Origin of the sequence: Arthrobacter sp. K5 (assembly GCF_040448525.1) — a bacterium.
Taxonomy (GTDB): Bacteria; Actinomycetota; Actinomycetes; order Actinomycetales; family Micrococcaceae; genus Arthrobacter; species Arthrobacter globiformis.
In genome coordinates, this window is the sequence record NZ_CP159279.1 from 2,884,854 (window position 1) to 2,900,188 (window position 15,335).

General features: G+C 67.6%; 16 protein-coding genes. 8 read left to right on the forward strand and 8 right to left on the reverse strand.

All coding sequences use genetic code 11. The features are described from left to right. A complete protein-coding gene (locus tag ABRP34_RS13005; RefSeq protein ID WP_353710495.1) occupies positions 1 to 720 on the forward strand; it encodes a cache domain-containing protein in 720 nt (239 codons plus the stop codon). A 154-nt stretch (positions 721 to 874) separates the two neighbouring features. Then, positions 875 to 1,159 carry a hypothetical protein gene (locus ABRP34_RS13010; protein ID WP_353710496.1) on the forward strand — a complete coding sequence of 95 codons (285 nt, stop codon included), beginning with the start codon at positions 875 to 877 and terminating at the stop codon, positions 1,157 to 1,159. A gap of 8 nt (positions 1,160 to 1,167) precedes the next feature. Here the strand turns inward: ABRP34_RS13010 and ABRP34_RS13015 are convergent, their stop codons facing one another. Then, positions 1,168 to 2,385: a helix-turn-helix domain-containing protein gene (locus tag ABRP34_RS13015; protein ID WP_353710497.1), complete on the reverse strand. Its 1,218-nt coding sequence runs from the start codon at positions 2,383 to 2,385 to the stop codon at positions 1,168 to 1,170. Positions 2,386 to 2,618: 233 nt separating this feature from the next. Between ABRP34_RS13015 and ald the strand changes: the two genes are divergently transcribed. Then, entirely contained in the window at positions 2,619 to 3,737 is a 1,119-nt protein-coding gene (ald, locus tag ABRP34_RS13020; RefSeq protein WP_353710498.1) for an alanine dehydrogenase, read from the forward strand. A 72-nt stretch (positions 3,738 to 3,809) separates the two neighbouring features. Here ald and ABRP34_RS13025 read toward each other — a convergent pair whose 3' ends face one another. Further along, entirely contained in the window at positions 3,810 to 4,877 is a 1,068-nt protein-coding gene (locus ABRP34_RS13025; protein ID WP_353710499.1) for a Gfo/Idh/MocA family oxidoreductase, read from the reverse strand. Continuing rightward, entirely contained in the window at positions 4,874 to 5,491 is a 618-nt protein-coding gene (locus tag ABRP34_RS13030) for a TetR/AcrR family transcriptional regulator (protein WP_003805672.1), read from the reverse strand. The genes ABRP34_RS13025 and ABRP34_RS13030 overlap by 4 nt, the downstream gene beginning before the upstream one ends. A gap of 123 nt (positions 5,492 to 5,614) precedes the next feature. Between ABRP34_RS13030 and ABRP34_RS13035 the strand changes: the two genes are divergently transcribed. Together ABRP34_RS13035 and ABRP34_RS13040 are read left to right on the forward strand one after the other, a co-directional pair. Further along, complete coding sequence (locus ABRP34_RS13035) at positions 5,615 to 6,181, forward strand: NADPH-dependent FMN reductase (protein WP_353710500.1); 567 nt, start codon at positions 5,615 to 5,617, stop codon at positions 6,179 to 6,181. Between the two features lie 370 nt (positions 6,182 to 6,551). Next, positions 6,552 to 7,355 (forward strand): GerMN domain-containing protein, encoded by an 804-nt coding sequence (locus tag ABRP34_RS13040; protein WP_353710501.1) that lies wholly within the window; start codon positions 6,552 to 6,554, stop codon positions 7,353 to 7,355. A 21-nt stretch (positions 7,356 to 7,376) separates the two neighbouring features. On the opposite strand, the gene ABRP34_RS13045 is transcribed toward ABRP34_RS13040, so the two are convergent. After that, positions 7,377 to 8,267, reverse strand: coding sequence for an isocitrate lyase/phosphoenolpyruvate mutase family protein (locus ABRP34_RS13045; protein ID WP_353710502.1), 891 nt, complete (start codon positions 8,265 to 8,267; stop codon positions 7,377 to 7,379). Between the two features lie 124 nt (positions 8,268 to 8,391). Here ABRP34_RS13045 and ABRP34_RS13050 point away from each other — a divergent pair, with 124 nt between their 5' ends. The 3 genes from ABRP34_RS13050 (at position 8,392) to ABRP34_RS13060 (ending at position 10,667) form a co-directional block, all read left to right on the forward strand. After that, positions 8,392 to 9,687 (forward strand): PLP-dependent aminotransferase family protein, encoded by a 1,296-nt coding sequence (locus ABRP34_RS13050; RefSeq protein ID WP_353710503.1) that lies wholly within the window; start codon positions 8,392 to 8,394, stop codon positions 9,685 to 9,687. A 57-nt stretch (positions 9,688 to 9,744) separates the two neighbouring features. After that, positions 9,745 to 10,176: a universal stress protein gene (locus ABRP34_RS13055; protein ID WP_003805661.1), complete on the forward strand. Its 432-nt coding sequence runs from the start codon at positions 9,745 to 9,747 to the stop codon at positions 10,174 to 10,176. 149 nt (positions 10,177 to 10,325) lie between these two features. Continuing rightward, the gene (locus ABRP34_RS13060) at positions 10,326 to 10,667 is read left to right on the forward strand and encodes a hypothetical protein (protein ID WP_003805658.1); all 342 of its coding nucleotides are present in this window, start codon (positions 10,326 to 10,328) and stop codon (positions 10,665 to 10,667) included. A 68-nt stretch (positions 10,668 to 10,735) separates the two neighbouring features. Here ABRP34_RS13060 and ABRP34_RS13065 read toward each other — a convergent pair whose 3' ends face one another. The 4 genes from ABRP34_RS13065 to pdhA form a co-directional block, all read right to left on the reverse strand. Continuing rightward, complete coding sequence (locus tag ABRP34_RS13065; protein ID WP_353710504.1) at positions 10,736 to 11,371, reverse strand: phosphatase PAP2 family protein; 636 nt, start codon at positions 11,369 to 11,371, stop codon at positions 10,736 to 10,738. 91 nt (positions 11,372 to 11,462) lie between these two features. Then, a complete protein-coding gene (locus ABRP34_RS13070; protein ID WP_353710505.1) occupies positions 11,463 to 12,983 on the reverse strand; it encodes a dihydrolipoamide acetyltransferase family protein in 1,521 nt (506 codons plus the stop codon). Positions 12,984 to 13,068: 85 nt separating this feature from the next. Further along, positions 13,069 to 14,049: an alpha-ketoacid dehydrogenase subunit beta gene (locus ABRP34_RS13075; RefSeq protein ID WP_003805652.1), complete on the reverse strand. Its 981-nt coding sequence runs from the start codon at positions 14,047 to 14,049 to the stop codon at positions 13,069 to 13,071. After that, a complete protein-coding gene (gene pdhA / locus ABRP34_RS13080) occupies positions 14,049 to 15,275 on the reverse strand; it encodes a pyruvate dehydrogenase (acetyl-transferring) E1 component subunit alpha (protein ID WP_353710506.1) in 1,227 nt (408 codons plus the stop codon). Before pdhA ends, ABRP34_RS13075 begins: the two co-directional genes overlap by 1 nt. Positions 15,276 to 15,335 lie beyond the last annotated feature (60 nt).

Consider the following 15,335-nt stretch of genomic DNA (forward strand, 5'->3'; position numbering starts at 1 on the left):
GTGGAGACCGTAGAAGAAGCCCTCGAGCGGACAGCCACCGCACTCTCCTCGAGCATCAGCCGCGTTTTCGTCGACCTGGAGAAGATTGCGGGCACCGTCACGGCCGCGGCGGCAGCGGCATCAGGCGTCCCCCGCCGCAGCGAATTCCTGTACCTGAAGCAGGAACTGGCCAATTTCATCAAGCAGCACTCGGACATCATCGTCGGCGCCGGCATCGCCTACGCTCCGGGGAGCCTCCGGGAAGCAACCCACTGGCTGGAGTGGTGGCGGACGCAGCGGACAGGTGAACCCCGTTTCGTCACCCATGACCTCAACCCGGACTCGCTGAACTACTACGACTACACAACCCGCGACTGGTTCACCATCCCGACCGCCAGCGGACAGCCCGTGGCCGTCGGACCCTACGTTGATTTCGGCGGCATCAACGTCAACATCATCACGCTGTGCGTTCCGGCGCCCACCGCGCAGGGAATTCAGATCCTGGGATGCGACCTGACCCTCGCGAACCTTGAGGGCATCTTCCTCCGCGCCCTTCAGCTCCGCGAGCCGGTGGTGGTGCTCGTGGGTCCCAACGGCCGCGTCATCGCGTCCAACAACGCACGCATCGCCACCGGAACATTGTTCCTGGAAGAGGACATGGCACGGGCTGACATCTCAGTGGACGTTTCGCCCGACAACCCCGCGCGCCTGCCCTGGAAGCTGGTCACCCTCCGGGACTAGGCTCCTTGCCTCGTTCCATGGGCCGTAAATCGCCGCTGTGCACGCAAAAATGACGCGGTGATAAGGATCAAGCAACGATCCCCCGGAACCAGGGTTTCCGGCTGGCGCACGGGGTTACTCTTTATTCGTGGTGAGATTCAGGGGGTTGCACATCGTGGCGGGCATCGCCGCAATGGGTCTGGCGGCTGCCCTGGGAATCGTCATGGGCCTGAACAACACCGCCGTTTTTACCTCCAGCTGCGTGGTCTTCGTGGCAGTCTCCCTGTGGGTCCAGAGCCGCGTCGCCAAGTCCCGCACCCGGCTCCAGGGACTTCCGCAGCCTCTTCCCGACGGCGTCGCGCTGGAACGGACCGTCGATCTGACCGCGGAGCGGACCACCGAACGGGCCGCCGAGCGGAGCGCTGAGCAGTTGCCCAGCGGCGAAGGCAACGCCGCATAACCTGCTCCTTAGATTCTTGGCCTTGATGCCCAGCGCCGTGCCTTCAGGGCGGCGTGCAGCTCCAGCCGCACCATCCCCTTGAGCGGATCGACGCCCAGCAGCTGACGGATGCGGCCCAGCCGGTTGTAGATGCTGCTGCGGTGCAGATGCAGTTTTTCGGCAACATCCTGGACGGAACCGTCATTGTCGTAGAGCAGTTCCAAAACGGGCAGCAGTTCCCCGTTCCGGTCATGTTCCTCAAGGGCCCGGAAATTCACCGAACTTGCATCGCTCCAGACGCCGGCCCCGCCGCCGGCCGATGCCAGGAGTTGGTAGACGCCCGTGGCCCGGCAATCCACAAGCTCGCCGAGCCGCGGATCAACCGCCGCTGCCAGGGCGGCAACCTTGGACTGCCGGTACGCCTCGCTTAGGTCTTTGATGCGGCTGAATCCCTCACTGGTTCCCAGGATGATCCGCTCCACGGACCTGCCGGAACGCTTGGCAAGCTCCAACTGGTAGTGCACCAGAACCTGCGCCTGGCTGGCGCGCCCCGTGGACTCCCGGAAAAGGACCACCGAATGGGTTTCCGCGCCGGCGCTGAACAGGACAGCGTCCACGCCGATGGTGGCCTGCAACGCCGCAGCGCGGTGGATGAGCGTCGAAGCGATCGGATCCGGACCGGCCATCCAGCCGTCGGCGTCAAGGACGGTGACCAGCTGCCAGGGCCCGCGGTCCTGCACTTCCTTCCAGCCCGCCACGGCAGCCACCGCATTGGCCTCCCCGGCGCAGGCTGCCAGGAACTCCCGTTCGCGGCTGCGCCTGAACTCGGATTCCGCGGTGTTGGAGTCCAGCAGGAGCCCGGACAGCACGTCCAGATCGTCCCGGAGGCCGGGCAGTTCGGCGAGGATAGCCGTCGCGCTTTGGTCTTCCACGTCCAGCTGCACCCACAGGTAACCTACCCGGAACCCACGGACCAGCAGCGGGACGCAGACGCGCCCAAGCATCCCCAGCTCCTCGTTGGCTGGCACCACCACGGGCCGTACGGCGGTGGCGATGCCGTGCGAGAGCTGCCAGTTCTTGACGTCCAGCGGCACCCGTTTGCTGAGCAGGAAGTTAACCCGGACCCGGTCCGCATGCGACTGGTTGGAGCTGTAGGCCAGCAAAAGGCCGTCGAGGTCCTCCAGGGAAAGCCCGCGGCCCAGCTTCAGGGCCACCCGCTCGACGAGCTGTTCCACATCCTGCTGCATGGTGACAGACTACGTCCCGCGGGGGGTCCCGGGCGAACGGACATCAGGCGACACCTGACGCCCCAGCGGTCGACATTAGTCGAGCTGGCGGGCTGAAAATCCGCGGAAACACGCGGTTTAGTCCCGGGCAGGGCGGCGGATTCCTGTAGCGCGCCTCACAGCCGGATCTATTCTGGAATCACAACTTCCCCACACATTCCGGCCTTGAAAGCCATCGGATCTGGAGCCCAAAAATGATCATCGGTGTCCCCAAAGAGATCAAGAACAACGAATTCCGCGTCGCCATCACGGCTGCCGGCGTTCACGAATTCCGCACCCACGGCCACACGGTCCTGGTGGAGCGCGGCGCGGGCCTGGGCTCCGGCATCACCGACGAGGAATACGCGATCGGGGGCGCCGAAATCGTCGCCGACGCCGACGAGGTCTGGTCCCGCGCGGACATGGTGATGAAGGTCAAGGAGCCGATCAAGGCCGAGTACCACCGTTTCCGCAAGGGCCTGATCCTCTTCACCTACCTGCACCTGGCCGCCGAGCCCGAGCTGACCCAGGCCCTCATCAACTCCGGCGTCACCGCCATCGCCTACGAAACCGTTCAGGAAGGCCGCACCCTGCCCCTGCTCGCCCCCATGTCCGAGGTGGCCGGCCGGCTTTCGGTGCAGGTCGGCGCGACTTCCCTGATGGCGCCCGCCGGCGGCAAGGGTGTGCTCCTCGGCGGCGTTCCGGGCGTCCGCCCCGCCAAGGTCGTGGTCCTGGGTGCAGGCGTCGCAGGCACCAATGCAGCCGCCATGGCACTCGGACTCGGCGCCGACGTCACCATCCTGGACATCAACATCAACCGGCTGCGCGAACTCGACGCCCAGTACCAGGGCCGGCTCAAGACCGTGGCATCCAACAAGTACGAGATCGAGAAGTCCGTGGTGGACGCGGACCTCGTGATCGGCTCGGTCCTGATCCCAGGGGCCAAGGCACCCAAGCTGGTGACCAACGAGCTCGTCGCCCGCATGAAGCCCGGCTCGGTACTGGTGGACATCGCCGTGGACCAGGGCGGCTGCTTCGAGGACACGCGCCCCACCACGCACCAGGAACCCACGTACAAGGTCCACAACACGATCTTCTACTGCGTGGCCAACATGCCCGGCGCCGTCCCGAACACCTCCACCTACGCGCTGACCAACGTCACGCTCCGCTACGGCGTGGCCCTGGCAAACCTCGGCGTGAAGGCCGCCTTCGAGAAGGACCCGGCACTCGCCGCCGGCCTGAACATCGCCGGAGGCCACGTGGCACACCTCTCCGTCTCCGAGGCGCACAACCTGCCCCTGGTAGCGGACTGGCACGAGCTGGTCTCCGCTTAGCAGCCGAGAGACCGCCGCTGGGTGAGCTCGTCGAAACCGAGGTTTCGACGAGCTCACCCAGCGGTTACGTGCTTAACCGGCCAGTTCCCGGGCCTGCTCTATCAGCTTGAGGACTTCCACGGGGCCGGCAGGATCTACCGGGACGGACAGGGCTGAGGCGGTGCCGCCGTCGGAAATCTTTGCGGCGAGGATCCGGTAGAACTCTGGGTAGTTTCCGCGCTCGGTGGGCAGCCGGTCCAGATGCCCGTCGCGGCCCAGCTGCCCGGCCCATTCGGCGGCCTCCACACCGTACTCTGCGTCCAGCGGGCTCCCGCCGGCCACGATGTACGGCTCCTGCGGGTCCACGCCATGCTTGGTGTAGCCGCCGCCGGTGCCGAGGACCCGGTAGCGCGGTCCCTGCTGTGCGCAGAGCATGTTCATCCAGTGGTGGCTGACCACGCCGTTCCCGTGCCGCAGGACCACGAAGCAATCGTCATCCGTCTTTTCTCCCGGGCGCCGGGCCTGGAGCTCGGCATGGACCACCGTGCCCGGCCCGAAAAGCTGGAGCGCCTGGTCCAGGAGGTGGGTGCCGAGGTCGAACAGGACGCCGCCGCCGTCGGCCGCCGTGGCCTCCGCCTTCCAGGCCTTGGAAACTTCGGGCGACCACCGTTCAAAGCGTGACTCGAACCGCGTCACCTCACCCAGCACGCCGCCCTCCAGCAAGGCTTTGACCGTGAGGTAGTCCCCGTCCCAGCGCCTGTTCTGGAACACCGTCAGCACCCGCCCCAGCCGCTCCGCGAGCGCGATCAGTTCCTGCCCCTGGGCGCTCGTCACGGCGAACGGCTTGTCAACGACGACGTCGAGCCCGGCCTCGAGCGCGGCCTTCGCCAGTGGGTAATGGGTGGCCGGCGGGGTCCCCAGGACCACAAGGTCAAGGTCAGCGGCGAGCGCAAGGACGGCATCGCCGTCGGGCACTGTTTTCACGCCCGGGTACTGTCCGGCTGCGGCCGCCTGCCGGCCGGGGTCAGAGGTGGCGATCACGTCCAGCGAATAGCCGGGGTCCGCGGCGACCAGCGGCGCATGGAATACCCGGCCGGACAGGCCGAAGCCCACCACGGCGGTGCGAATGGGGGCGGGGGACATCGAGGAATCGGTGCTCATGGTGCCACGGTACCCCCTGCGACGCGGGTGACGAGCTGGCGCCATGACTCCTCGAGCCGCTCCTGTGAAACGTGCTGCACGCGGACGGCGTGCAGCAGCCGGTCGGGATCGAGGGTTGCGCTGAGCGACATGGCCATCAGCCACGGGTCCGCATCGAAGCCCGCCGAGCGCAACAGGTGCTCGATGTGCCGGTGCCACAGCACCGCCGGGGGTGCCTCGAACCTGTTGTGCAGGGACGCTTCGGCGGCCCTCGCGAGCTCACCGTATTCCAGGACGTAGCGGATGCGTTCGGCACCGAAGGCGATCAGCCGTTCCAGCGGCGGCGCCCCGGGACCAAGCGGCGGCGGCCCGAACATGAAGCGGCCCTGGAATTCAGCCTCGGCGTCGCTCAGCAGGGTCATCATGAGGCCGGCGCGGCTGCCGAAGCGGCGGAACACCGTCCCCTTGCCCACGCCTGCGCGCTCCGCCAGCTTGTCCATGGTCACGCCGTCGGCGCCGCACTCCTCCACGAGCTGCCGGGCAGCGCACAGCAACAGCTCCCGGTTGCGGGCAGCATCGCTGCGTTCCGCTCCGGATCCGGGCGAAGACCCGGGGCGGATGGGGATGAGGCTCACACCAAGCATTCTAGACCCGGGAATAATATCCGGACCGTAGTCCGTTTAGTCTTGATGAAGGCACCAAACGCCTCCAGAACCACTCGCCACGGAGCGTTCCGCGGCAAGACCTAAGGAGTTCACATGTCCAAGAGCACCGTCCTCGCCCTGGTGGGAAGCCTGCGCGCCGACTCCCACAACCGCAAGCTTGCCGAAGCCATCCAGCTGAACGCGCCGGAAGGCGTCGAGATCGTGATCCACGAGAGCCTGGGCAACATCCCGTTCTACAACGAGGACATCGACGTCGAAGGCCAGGTCCCGGCAGCCGCCACCGCACTGCGCGAGGCAGCCGGCCAGGCAGATGCCCTGCTGTTGGTCACCCCCGAGCACAACGGAACCATGCCAGCCTCGCTGAAGAACGCCATCGACTGGCTGTCCCGCCCGTTCGGCGCCGGCGCCCTCGCCGGAAAGCCCACCGCCGTCGTCGGCACCGCCTTTGGCCAGTTCGGCGGGGTCTGGGCCCAGGACGAGGCCCGCAAGGCTGTTGGTATCGCCGGCGCCCGCGTCCTGGAGGACGCTAAGCTCGCCGTCCCCGGCTCCATGGTCCGCTTCGCGGAGACCCACCCGAAGGACGACGCCGAGGTCGTTGAGCAGATCAAGGAACTCTTCGGCGCCCTTGCCGCCGTCGAGCCGGCCGGCGCTGCTGCCTAGGCTGCTCCGCTCGTTCGCATGCCCCCGGCCGTCGAGGGGCCGGGGGCATGCGCTTTCTTCCGGTCTCTGCATGCCGGCCGCCAGCGAGGGCAGGCTGCAACCAATCCGTGACTGAGCTGCGGCCAAACTGACACCCGGGCACCGTTCCCCGGCCCGCCGCCCCGCCGTAACGTTGATGTACGGGACGTGCCGGGGCAGGGAGTGCGGTGCAGTCATGAAGTCGAGCTGGGGAGTCAGACCGCTGACGACGGCGGTTGCCGCTTTCTGCCTGGCACTTCCCTTGTGGCTCACCTCCTGCGCCCCCCTCCAAAACGCGTACGACGCCGGGGCCGCCCCTGCGGCAGCCCCCGAGCCACGCCCGGCACCCCCAGTGAACCCGCCCGGGGAAGCCGGCTCACCCGCCGCCTCCGGATCCGGACCGGGCCCCGCACTGGGAGCCTCCGGCCAGGGTGCTGGTCAGGGCACGGCAGGTCAGGGAACAACAGGTCACGGCACAGGGGCCGGGGTTTCCGAACCCGTCCCGTCGGCCGGTTTGGCTCCCCCGTCCGCGGGCTCAAACCCGGGCGGCCCGACTGCTGGCGAGCCGGCCGGCGTCGGTCCGGACACCCAGGCGCAGTTGCCGGGCGAATCCGGCGACCAGCCCGCGCCTGCTTCCGGCGCCGCAGCCGGCCCCGCTTCCCCAGGGCCCACGACGGGCCCCAACGCACCGGGTTCCATGTCACCGGGTTCCATGTCACCGGGTGCGGGTCCGGGCGCGGCCTCCGGCGCTGCCAGCGCCGGCACTGCGGTCTACTACGTTGCCATCGACGACGGCGGCCGATCCGGCGTACGCTTTGGCTGCAACGACAGCCTGGTGGCCGTGCGGAATGCCGACTCCGCCATCAGCGAGCCGCTGCAGGCGGCCATGAGCAGGCTGCTGTCCGGCCCGGGTGCGCCGCCGGCCAGCGGGCTGTACAACGCGCTGTCGGCTTCCTCGCTCCAGTACGTCTCCGGCTATCTCGACGGCACTACCGTGGTGGTGAACCTGACGGGCGCGGTGCAGCCCGGCGGCGTCTGCGATCTTCCGCGGATTGAAGCGCAGCTCACCCACACAGCCGTCACGGCCGTAGGTGCCGTCCGGGCGGAAATCTATGTCAGCGGGGTGCCGCTGGCCGACGTTCTCGGCCTCAGCTAGACCCGCGTGGAGACCCGGACGCTAGGCATCCGGTGTCCCGGGAGAGCCCGCTGACCCGGAGAACAGGGCGTCCATGTCGGCGTGGCTCGGCGAACCGGCAAGTTCGGACCAGTTGCCGTCCCCCAGGATTTCGGCTGCCACACGGGAAACCGTTGCATACGCCGCCTTCGCCGCATTGCCGCCGATGCTGACCCGCCGCACGCCGGCGTCGTGCAGTTCGCCCACGGACGCCGACCCGACGCCGGCAAGGGCATTGAGCGGCGCCGCTATCCGCCGGCTGAGTTCATGCAGGATATGCAGGTCCGTCACGCCGGGAACGAAAATTCCGTCGGCGCCCGCGGCGAGGTAGCCCCCGGCACGCTCCAGCGTTTCCTCGAAGGCGGCGTCCCCGAACTGCCCGGAAAGGTACGTGTCCGTGCGCGCATTGATGAAGAGGCGCACACCGGACTCCGCCGCGATGCTGCGGACCAGACTGATCCTGCGGGCCTGTTCGTCCACGGCTGTGAGGGACGTACCGCCTGAGTCTTCGATGTTCACGCCCACCGCGCCGGCCTCCAGCACCGCCGCGACAGTCTGCCGGAGCAGGCCGTCGTCGAAAGCACCGTCCGCACCCGCGTACCCGGCTTCGATATCGGCCGTGACAGGGACGGTCGTGGCCGCGGTTATCCTGCGGAGCGCGCCGAAGGCCAGGCCCGGCGGCACGTGGCTGCCATCCGGAAACCCGAGGCTCCACGAAATGGCTGAACTCGAGGTGGCAATGGCGCGCGCCCCGGCCTTCTCCACAAGCCGGGCCGACGCGGCATCCCAGACATTCACGAGCACCAGCGGGACAGGGCCGCCCTCGTGCATCTGGTGGAAGGCGTCGGCCTTGGCGGGCTGGGACAGTGCGGGCGTAGGCTCGAGTGACGTCATGGCTCCATTCCATGCCCTGCCCTGCCGGACGTAAAGGCGTCCGCAGGCACCAGTTCAGATTCCTTGCGAGATTCTGGTCAACACCTGTTGCCTAATCAGCAACCAATGGCTGTACTCTGGGGGTGTGACACACGAGACACTCGACGCCGCCGCAGCCGTCCTCCCCGCCGAAGCCATTGACGCCATCGAGCGGGCCGCGACCTCAGCCCACCGCCACGACGACCTCTTCTCGGAGCGCGCCGCGAACATCAAACAGTCGGCGGTCCGGGATGTTTTCGATATCTCCATGCGGCCGGGCCTGGTCTCGCTCGCCGGCGGCAGCCCCTACCTGCAGTCCCTGCCCCTTGAAAGGCTCTCGGAGACGGCCGCGCGGATCATCGCCGAGGACGGCCTCACGGCACTTCAGTACGGCGGGGGCCAGGGCACCGAGGAACTGCGCACGCAGATCTGCGAGGTCATGGCCGCGGAAGGCATCCTGGACGCCCGGCCGGAGAACGTGGTGATCACCGCGGGTTCGCAGTCCGCCCAGGATGTGGCCACCAAGGTGTTCTGCAACCCCGGCGACGTGGTCCTCGTGGAGGAACCCACCTACGTGGGGGCGCTGAACACGTTCGAGGCGTACCAGGTCCAGGTGGAGGCCGTCCCCATGGACGACGACGGCCTGGTGCCTGAGCTTCTCGAGGCCCGGATCGCGGCGCTCCAGACCGCCGGGAAGAACATCAAGTTCCTCTACACCATCCCCAACTTCAACAACCCGTCGGGCATCACGCTGGCGCAGGACCGCCGGCAGCAGATCGTGAACATCTGCCGCCGCGCCAACATCCTGGTTCTCGAGGACAACCCTTACGGCCTGCTGCGGTTCGACGGCGAGCCGCTGGCCCCGCTGCGGGCAGGAAACCCCGACGACGTCATCTACATGGGCTCGTTCTCGAAGATCTTTGCCCCGGGACTGCGCATCGGCTGGGCCCTGGTTCCCGCCCACCTGCAGCGCCGCTACTACCTGGCCTCCGAGGCAGTGACGCTCTGCCCGCCCACGCTGAACCAGATGCTGGTCTCGGCCTACCTCCGGGACTACGACTGGAAGGGCCAGATCGAGACGTACCGCGGGCTGTACGCCGAGCGCTGCCACGCCATGCTGGCGGCCCTGGAGATGCACATGCCCGACGGGCTCAGCTGGACCCGGCCGCAGGGCGGATTCTTCGTCTGGGTGACGCTGCCTGAGGGCGTGGACACCTACCCCCTGCTGCACAAGGCGATTGATGCCGGTGTCGTCTTCATTCCCGGCGCGGCCTTCATGCATTCGGATTCCCCGTCGAACAAACTCCGCCTGGCGTTCAGCGCCGTTCCGCCGGAGGCCATCGCCGAGGGCGTGCGACGCCTGGCTCCGGTGCTGCGGGAAGCCATAGACGCCCTGGCCTGAGCTGCGGCCGCGAACGGGGCACCAGATGAGTCACGATTAATCAAAGGAGATAAGGCCATGGCGGGAACAATTGTGGTGGGCGTGGACGGAAGCGGTACTGCACGCAAGGCGGCGGAAGTGGCCCGGGACCTGGCAGCGGCGCTGGGCGCCAGGCTCCACGTCGTGTCCGCATTCGATACCGACAGGACCGAAGTCTTCGGCAGCGGCAGTGACCGGTGGATCGTCTCGGACGCCGGCGAAGCGGAAAAGGTGGCCCGGGATGTGGCGGCCGCGCTGGCGGCCGGCGAGCTCCAGGTCACCTATTCCTCCGCGCGGGGCAAGCCAGCAGAAGCCCTGGTCAGGGAGGCGGACCGGCTCGACGCAAGCATGATCGTGGTGGGAAACCGCCGCATGCAGGGCCTTGGGCGCGTGCTGGGCAGTGTGGCCAACAGCGTTGCCCACAGCGCGTCCTGCGACGTCTACATCGCGAATACCTACGGAGCCGATTAGCAGCAGCGCGGGCCTGACTTGACGCGGATCACCCGGGCTGGTGGGCAGTCTCACCCCCGTTTCGGGCAGTCCGGCATGCCCTGAAAGATAAAATTGGAGGTGCCCCCGATGGTGCGGACAAACCCAAATCTACCTTTCAGGGGAACACTGTGCTTACACTCCAGCGCCGCCACCTCGTCGGCCACGACATCCTCCTTGCCCGCCACGGCAACCACATCAGCGCGATGCGCGTGGACCGCTCGGCCGGCCGCGTAATCGCCCTCCTCGACGACGGCTCGGTGGACAGCGCCCCGAATCTCATCTCCCCCGACCTGCAGCTGCCGGACACGCTGAAGAGCGTCGTGCGCGAGGACTGGAAGTTCCTCACGCTCGTGAGCTGCGGCATCGCCGCCGTAGCTGGCGTCATGCTGGCCGCTGCGGTGAGCATGGCAGGCATGTCCGCCGACCCGGCCATGGCCCAGCTGCTGGCCAACTCCTACGCCGCCTACTAAGGCCAGCCTCCGCCGCCGGCCCCCGGTCCAAGGGGCCCCCGGCATCCGCCCACGCCCGCCGTCAGCCGTCAGCCGTCAGCCGTCCGTACCAGCAGCTCGCGGAGCAGCCACCAGAGCGCTGCGGTAACGCCGCCTCCCACCAGGGCACCGGCAACAACCTGCGCCACGGTATGCGCGCGCAGCACCACCCGGGACCACCCGACAGCGGGTATCAGCAGCAGCAGCGGAATCCACGGCGTGCCCAGGATCAGCACGGTAATGACAGTCGTCAGGGCGATCGCGCCGGCGTGGCCGCTGATTTTCCAGAACAGGCTGATAACGGCGAGCACCACCACACCGCCCACGATGGCCAGCACCACCACGATAACGCTGTACGGGGCGTTGATGGCCAGCAGGACTCCCAGCCCCGCGAGCAAAGACACCACCGACATGGCGAGCACCGGGAAGCGTTGCTTGCGGTCGCTGACGTGGCGGTCCGTCACCTTGCCCATCCGGACCAGAACGACGACGGCGGCCAGCGGCAGCACGCACACAAACAGTACCGCCACGGCGCCGAACCACACGGTGCCCGGAAAGCCGGGTTCCATTGCCGGGCTGAGGAGCAGCAGCAAAGCCACGGTGATGGGCGGCTGAAGGGCCTCCGTGATGGCCCGGGCCACGCGGTTCTTCACGCGGATGCTGACGATCCCGCGATCCTCACCCATGGGAACCCCGTCCCTGACTGTCCGGCTCTTCCCCCTTTCCCCGGAGGGTACCCCTCCGGGGACCGTCAGTCGAGCAGGCCAGTCGGGCAGGTCAGTCGAGCAGCAGTGCCGGCTCTTCCAGGATGGCGGCGACGTCGGCCATGAAGCGGGCTGAAAGGTCGCCGTCCACGACCCGGTGATCGAAGGATCCGCCAAGCGTGGTGATCCAGCGGGGAATGACCTCGCCGTCCAGGACCCACGGCTTTTGCTTGATCGTGCCGAACGCCACGATGGCCACCTCGCCGGGGTTGATGATGGGGGTTCCGGTGTCGATGCCGAGGGCGCCGATGTTGGTCACCGTCAGCGTGCCGCCCTGCATCTGCGCCGGCTGGGTCTTGCCGGCGCGCGCGGTGGTGGCGAGGTCGTTGAGGGCCAGCGCCAGTTCCTTGAGGGACAGGTCCTGGGCGTTCTTGATGTTCGGGACCATCAGCCCGCGGGGCGTGGCCGCGGCGATACCCAGGTTCATGAAGTGCTTGATGTGGATCTCGGCGGTGTCGCTGCCGTCCGGGTTGTCCACCCAGGTGGCGTTGACGCTCGGGTTCCGTGCCGCCGCCCAGATGACGGCCTTCGCGAGGATCAGCAGAGGTGAGACCTTGATGCCTTCAAAGTCCCGCGAAGCCTTGAGCCGCTTGACGAACTCCATGGTCCGGCTGGCGTCCACGTCCACGAAGATACTCACGTGCGGGGCGGAGAACGCCGACTCCACCATGGCCTTCGCGGTGGCCTTGCGGACACCCTTGACGGGGATCCGTTCGATCCGCTGCTCCTGGGGACGGCCTGACGTGCCCCAGAAGGTGTCCGCCTTGTCCAGTTCCGCATCGCGCTGCGCCTGGTAGCTGACCAGGTCCTCGCGCGTCACCTCGCCGCGCGCGCCCGTAGCCACGACGTCGGCCAGGTCAATCCCCAGGTCGCGGGCAATCTTGCGCACGGGCGGCTTGGCCAGGACCCTGTTTACGAGCCCGGAAATGGCCCCGCCGAAGGTCGGCTTGTCGCTCTCGATTGTTGGAGTCCACTCGGGCCGCCTCGACACGGCAGACGCGGCCACCGGTCCGGCGCTGGCCGGACCATCCGAGAGCACTTCCTCGGCAGACCGGGGCTGGACCGGCTCAACCTCCGGAGCACCGTGCATTGCATCCGCCGGAATAACGTGCCCCGTCTTGCGCGGCCGCCGCTTCACGGCGTCCGCCTTCGGCCCGGAACCCACCAGCGGACCGGCAGCAAGACCGCTAACGCCAGCTTCACCGTCGTCCTTCAGCTTTCCGTACATCGGCGCCGGCTCGGCATCCGGGACCGGGGGCAGCGGCGCGTCGGCCGGCGTAGGATCGCCGGACATGGAGTCAGACACGCTGATGATGGCAGTCCCGACGTCGACCGTTGCCCCTTCCTGAACCAGCAGCTCGGTGACGGTACCGGCGAACGGCGACGGGAGCTCAACGAGGGACTTGGCCGTCTCGATTTCGCACAGGACGTCGTTGATGGCCACCTCGTCGCCGGGCTTGACCTTCCACGAAACGATCTCTGCCTCGGTCAGGCCCTCACCGACGTCGGGGAGGTTGAACTTGTTAAGCGTCATGGGATCCTCGGGTTCGAAAGCTCGGGCGCTCCGGGAGGTGCGGAGGCGGTAGGCGAAAGAGTCAGCAGGCGCTGGTGCAACGGCGTCAGTACGCGAAGGTGCGGTCCAGCGCCTCAAGGATGCGGTCGATGTCCGGGAGGTAGTCCTCTTCGATCTTGGCCACGGGGTACGGCATATGGAAGCCCCCTACCCGGATGACCGGCGCCTCCAGCGAGAGGAAGGCCCGTTCGCTGATTCGGGCAGCGATTTCGCCGCCGATGCCGCCGAAGGTGGGAGCCTCATGCGCCACGACGAGCCGGCCCGTTTTCTTGACGGAGGCCTCGATGGCGTCGAAATCGATCGGCGAGATGGAGCGCAGATCGATCACTTCGATGCTGCGGCCGTCCTCGGCCGCAGCGTTGGCGGCGGCGAGGGCCACGGGAACGAGCGGGCCGTAAACCACCACGGTGGCGTCCGTCCCCTCCCGGACCACGTGGGCCTTGAACGGGTCCTCAGCCGGGCCGGCGGATTCGGTGTCGACCTCGCCCTTGAGCCAGTAGCGGCGCTTCGGCTCGAAGACGATCACCGGGTCCTGGCAGTTCACGGCCTGCTGGATCATCCAGTAGGCGTCGTGGGGGTTGGACGGGGTGATGATGCGCAGACCCGGGGTGTGCGCGAACAGCGCCTCCGGCGATTCCGAGTGGTGCTCGATGGAGCCGATGCCGCCGCCGTAGGGGATGCGGATGACCACGGGCACGGTGAGGTTGCCGTTGCTGCGCGAGTGCATTTTTGCCAGCTGGGTGGTGATCTGGTTGAAGCCGGGGAAGACGAAGCCGTCGAACTGGATCTCGGCAACGGGCAGGTAGCCGCGCAGCGCCAGGCCGATCGCCGTGCCGATGATGCCGGATTCGGCGAGCGGGGTGTCCACCACGCGGTCTGGCCCGAATTCGCCGATCAGGCCGTCGGTGACGCGGTAGACGCCGCCGAGAGGGCCGATGTCCTCGCCCATGAGCAGGGACTTGGGGTTGTTGCTGAGCGTGGCCCGCAGGCCTTCGTTGATGGCCTTGGCAATGGTCATGGTGGTCATCAGCGGCCTGCCCCTTCTCCCTCGTCCTCGCCGGCAAAGCCTGCGCTGTACTGTTCGAACCACGCCAGTTCCTCGGCCACGAGCGGATGCGCCTCGACGTAGGTGTTGGCAAAGGCCGTCCTGATGTCCGGGGCGTCCGACGCGTAGGTGGACTTGCGGATGTAGGCGGCGAGTTCGTCGCCCTCGGCAGCAACCTTGGCGAAGAAGGCCTCGTCGGCCATGCCCTCGGAGCGGAGGTACTTCTCCAGGCGGTCCAGCGGGTCCTTTTCGCGCCACAGGGCCTCTTCTGAGGACTCGCGGTACTTCGTGGGGTCGTCGGCTGTGGTGTGGGCTCCCACCCGGTAGGTGAAGGCCTCAATCAGGACCGGTCCGTTGCCCTGCCGCGCGTGTTCGAGCGCCCATTCGGTGACTGCGTGGACAGCGATGACGTCGTTGCCGTCCACGCGGATGCCCGGGAACCCGTAGCCCTTGGCGCGGTTGGAGAGCGGGATGCGGGTCTGCACAGCTGTGGGCACGGAGATAGCCCAGTGGTTGTTCTGGCAGAAGAAGACCACCGGGGCATTGTACGAGGAGGCGAAGACCATGGACTCGTGGACGTCACCCTCGGAGCTCGCACCGTCGCCGAAGTAGACCATGACGGCGGCCTTCGGTTCGACCGAGCCTTCCACACCCTGTGCCGCTGCCAGCCGCTGGTCGCGCTGGATGCCCATGGCATATCCGACGGCGTGCGGCGTCTGCGCAGCCAGCACCAGTGTGTACAGGTGGAAGTTGGTGTCCTTGGGGTTCCAGCCGCCGTTGGAGACGCCGCGGAACTGCTTCAGCAGTTCGGCCAGGTCCACGTTGCGGGTCAGGGCGACGCCGTGCTCACGGTAGGTGGGGAAGATGTAGTCCTGCGGCTGGCTGGCCCGCCCGGATCCGATCTGGGCGGCTTCCTGGCCCGTGAGCGGAACCCACAATGCCAGCTGGCCCTGCCGCTGCAGGGCCGTGGCCTCCTGGTCAAAGCGACGGATGGCCGCCATGTCCGCGTAGAAACCCCGGAGCTTTTCGGCGTCGAGACGCTCGGCGTACTCGGAGAACACGGAGTCCGCGCCCAGCGTGCCATCGGGGCGCAGAAGCTGGACCATTTCAGTCGGAGGCACGCCCAAGGCAGCCTCGGCCTGCGCCTCGAGCTGGTCGTCCAGTTCCGTTCCATCGAACTCGGTGGAGGGCAGATGTGTTGCGCCCATACCGTCTCCTTGCCTGCCGCATCCGGATGCGTTGCAATGTCGCTGGGATATATGCCTCGC

Excerpts from the sequence above, each read along its gene's own strand:
- ABRP34_RS13055 (WP_003805661.1), top strand. The coding sequence starts at position 9,745 with ATGGCGGGAACAATTGTGGTGGGCGTGGACGGAAGCGGTACTGCACGC.
- ABRP34_RS13045 (WP_353710502.1), bottom strand. The coding sequence starts at position 8,267 with ATGACGTCACTCGAGCCTACGCCCGCACTGTCCCAGCCCGCCAAGGCC.
- ABRP34_RS13035 (WP_353710500.1), top strand. The coding sequence starts at position 5,615 with ATGTCCAAGAGCACCGTCCTCGCCCTGGTGGGAAGCCTGCGCGCCGAC.
- ABRP34_RS13075 (WP_003805652.1), bottom strand. The coding sequence starts at position 14,049 with ATGACCACCATGACCATTGCCAAGGCCATCAACGAAGGCCTGCGGGCC.
- ABRP34_RS13065 (WP_353710504.1), bottom strand. The coding sequence starts at position 11,371 with ATGGGTGAGGATCGCGGGATCGTCAGCATCCGCGTGAAGAACCGCGTG.
- pdhA (WP_353710506.1), bottom strand. The coding sequence starts at position 15,275 with ATGGGCGCAACACATCTGCCCTCCACCGAGTTCGATGGAACGGAACTG.
- ABRP34_RS13070 (WP_353710505.1), bottom strand. The coding sequence starts at position 12,983 with ATGACGCTTAACAAGTTCAACCTCCCCGACGTCGGTGAGGGCCTGACC.
- ABRP34_RS13015 (WP_353710497.1), bottom strand. The coding sequence starts at position 2,385 with ATGCAGCAGGATGTGGAACAGCTCGTCGAGCGGGTGGCCCTGAAGCTG.
- ABRP34_RS13025 (WP_353710499.1), bottom strand. The coding sequence starts at position 4,877 with ATGAGCACCGATTCCTCGATGTCCCCCGCCCCCATTCGCACCGCCGTG.
- ald (WP_353710498.1), top strand. The coding sequence starts at position 2,619 with ATGATCATCGGTGTCCCCAAAGAGATCAAGAACAACGAATTCCGCGTC.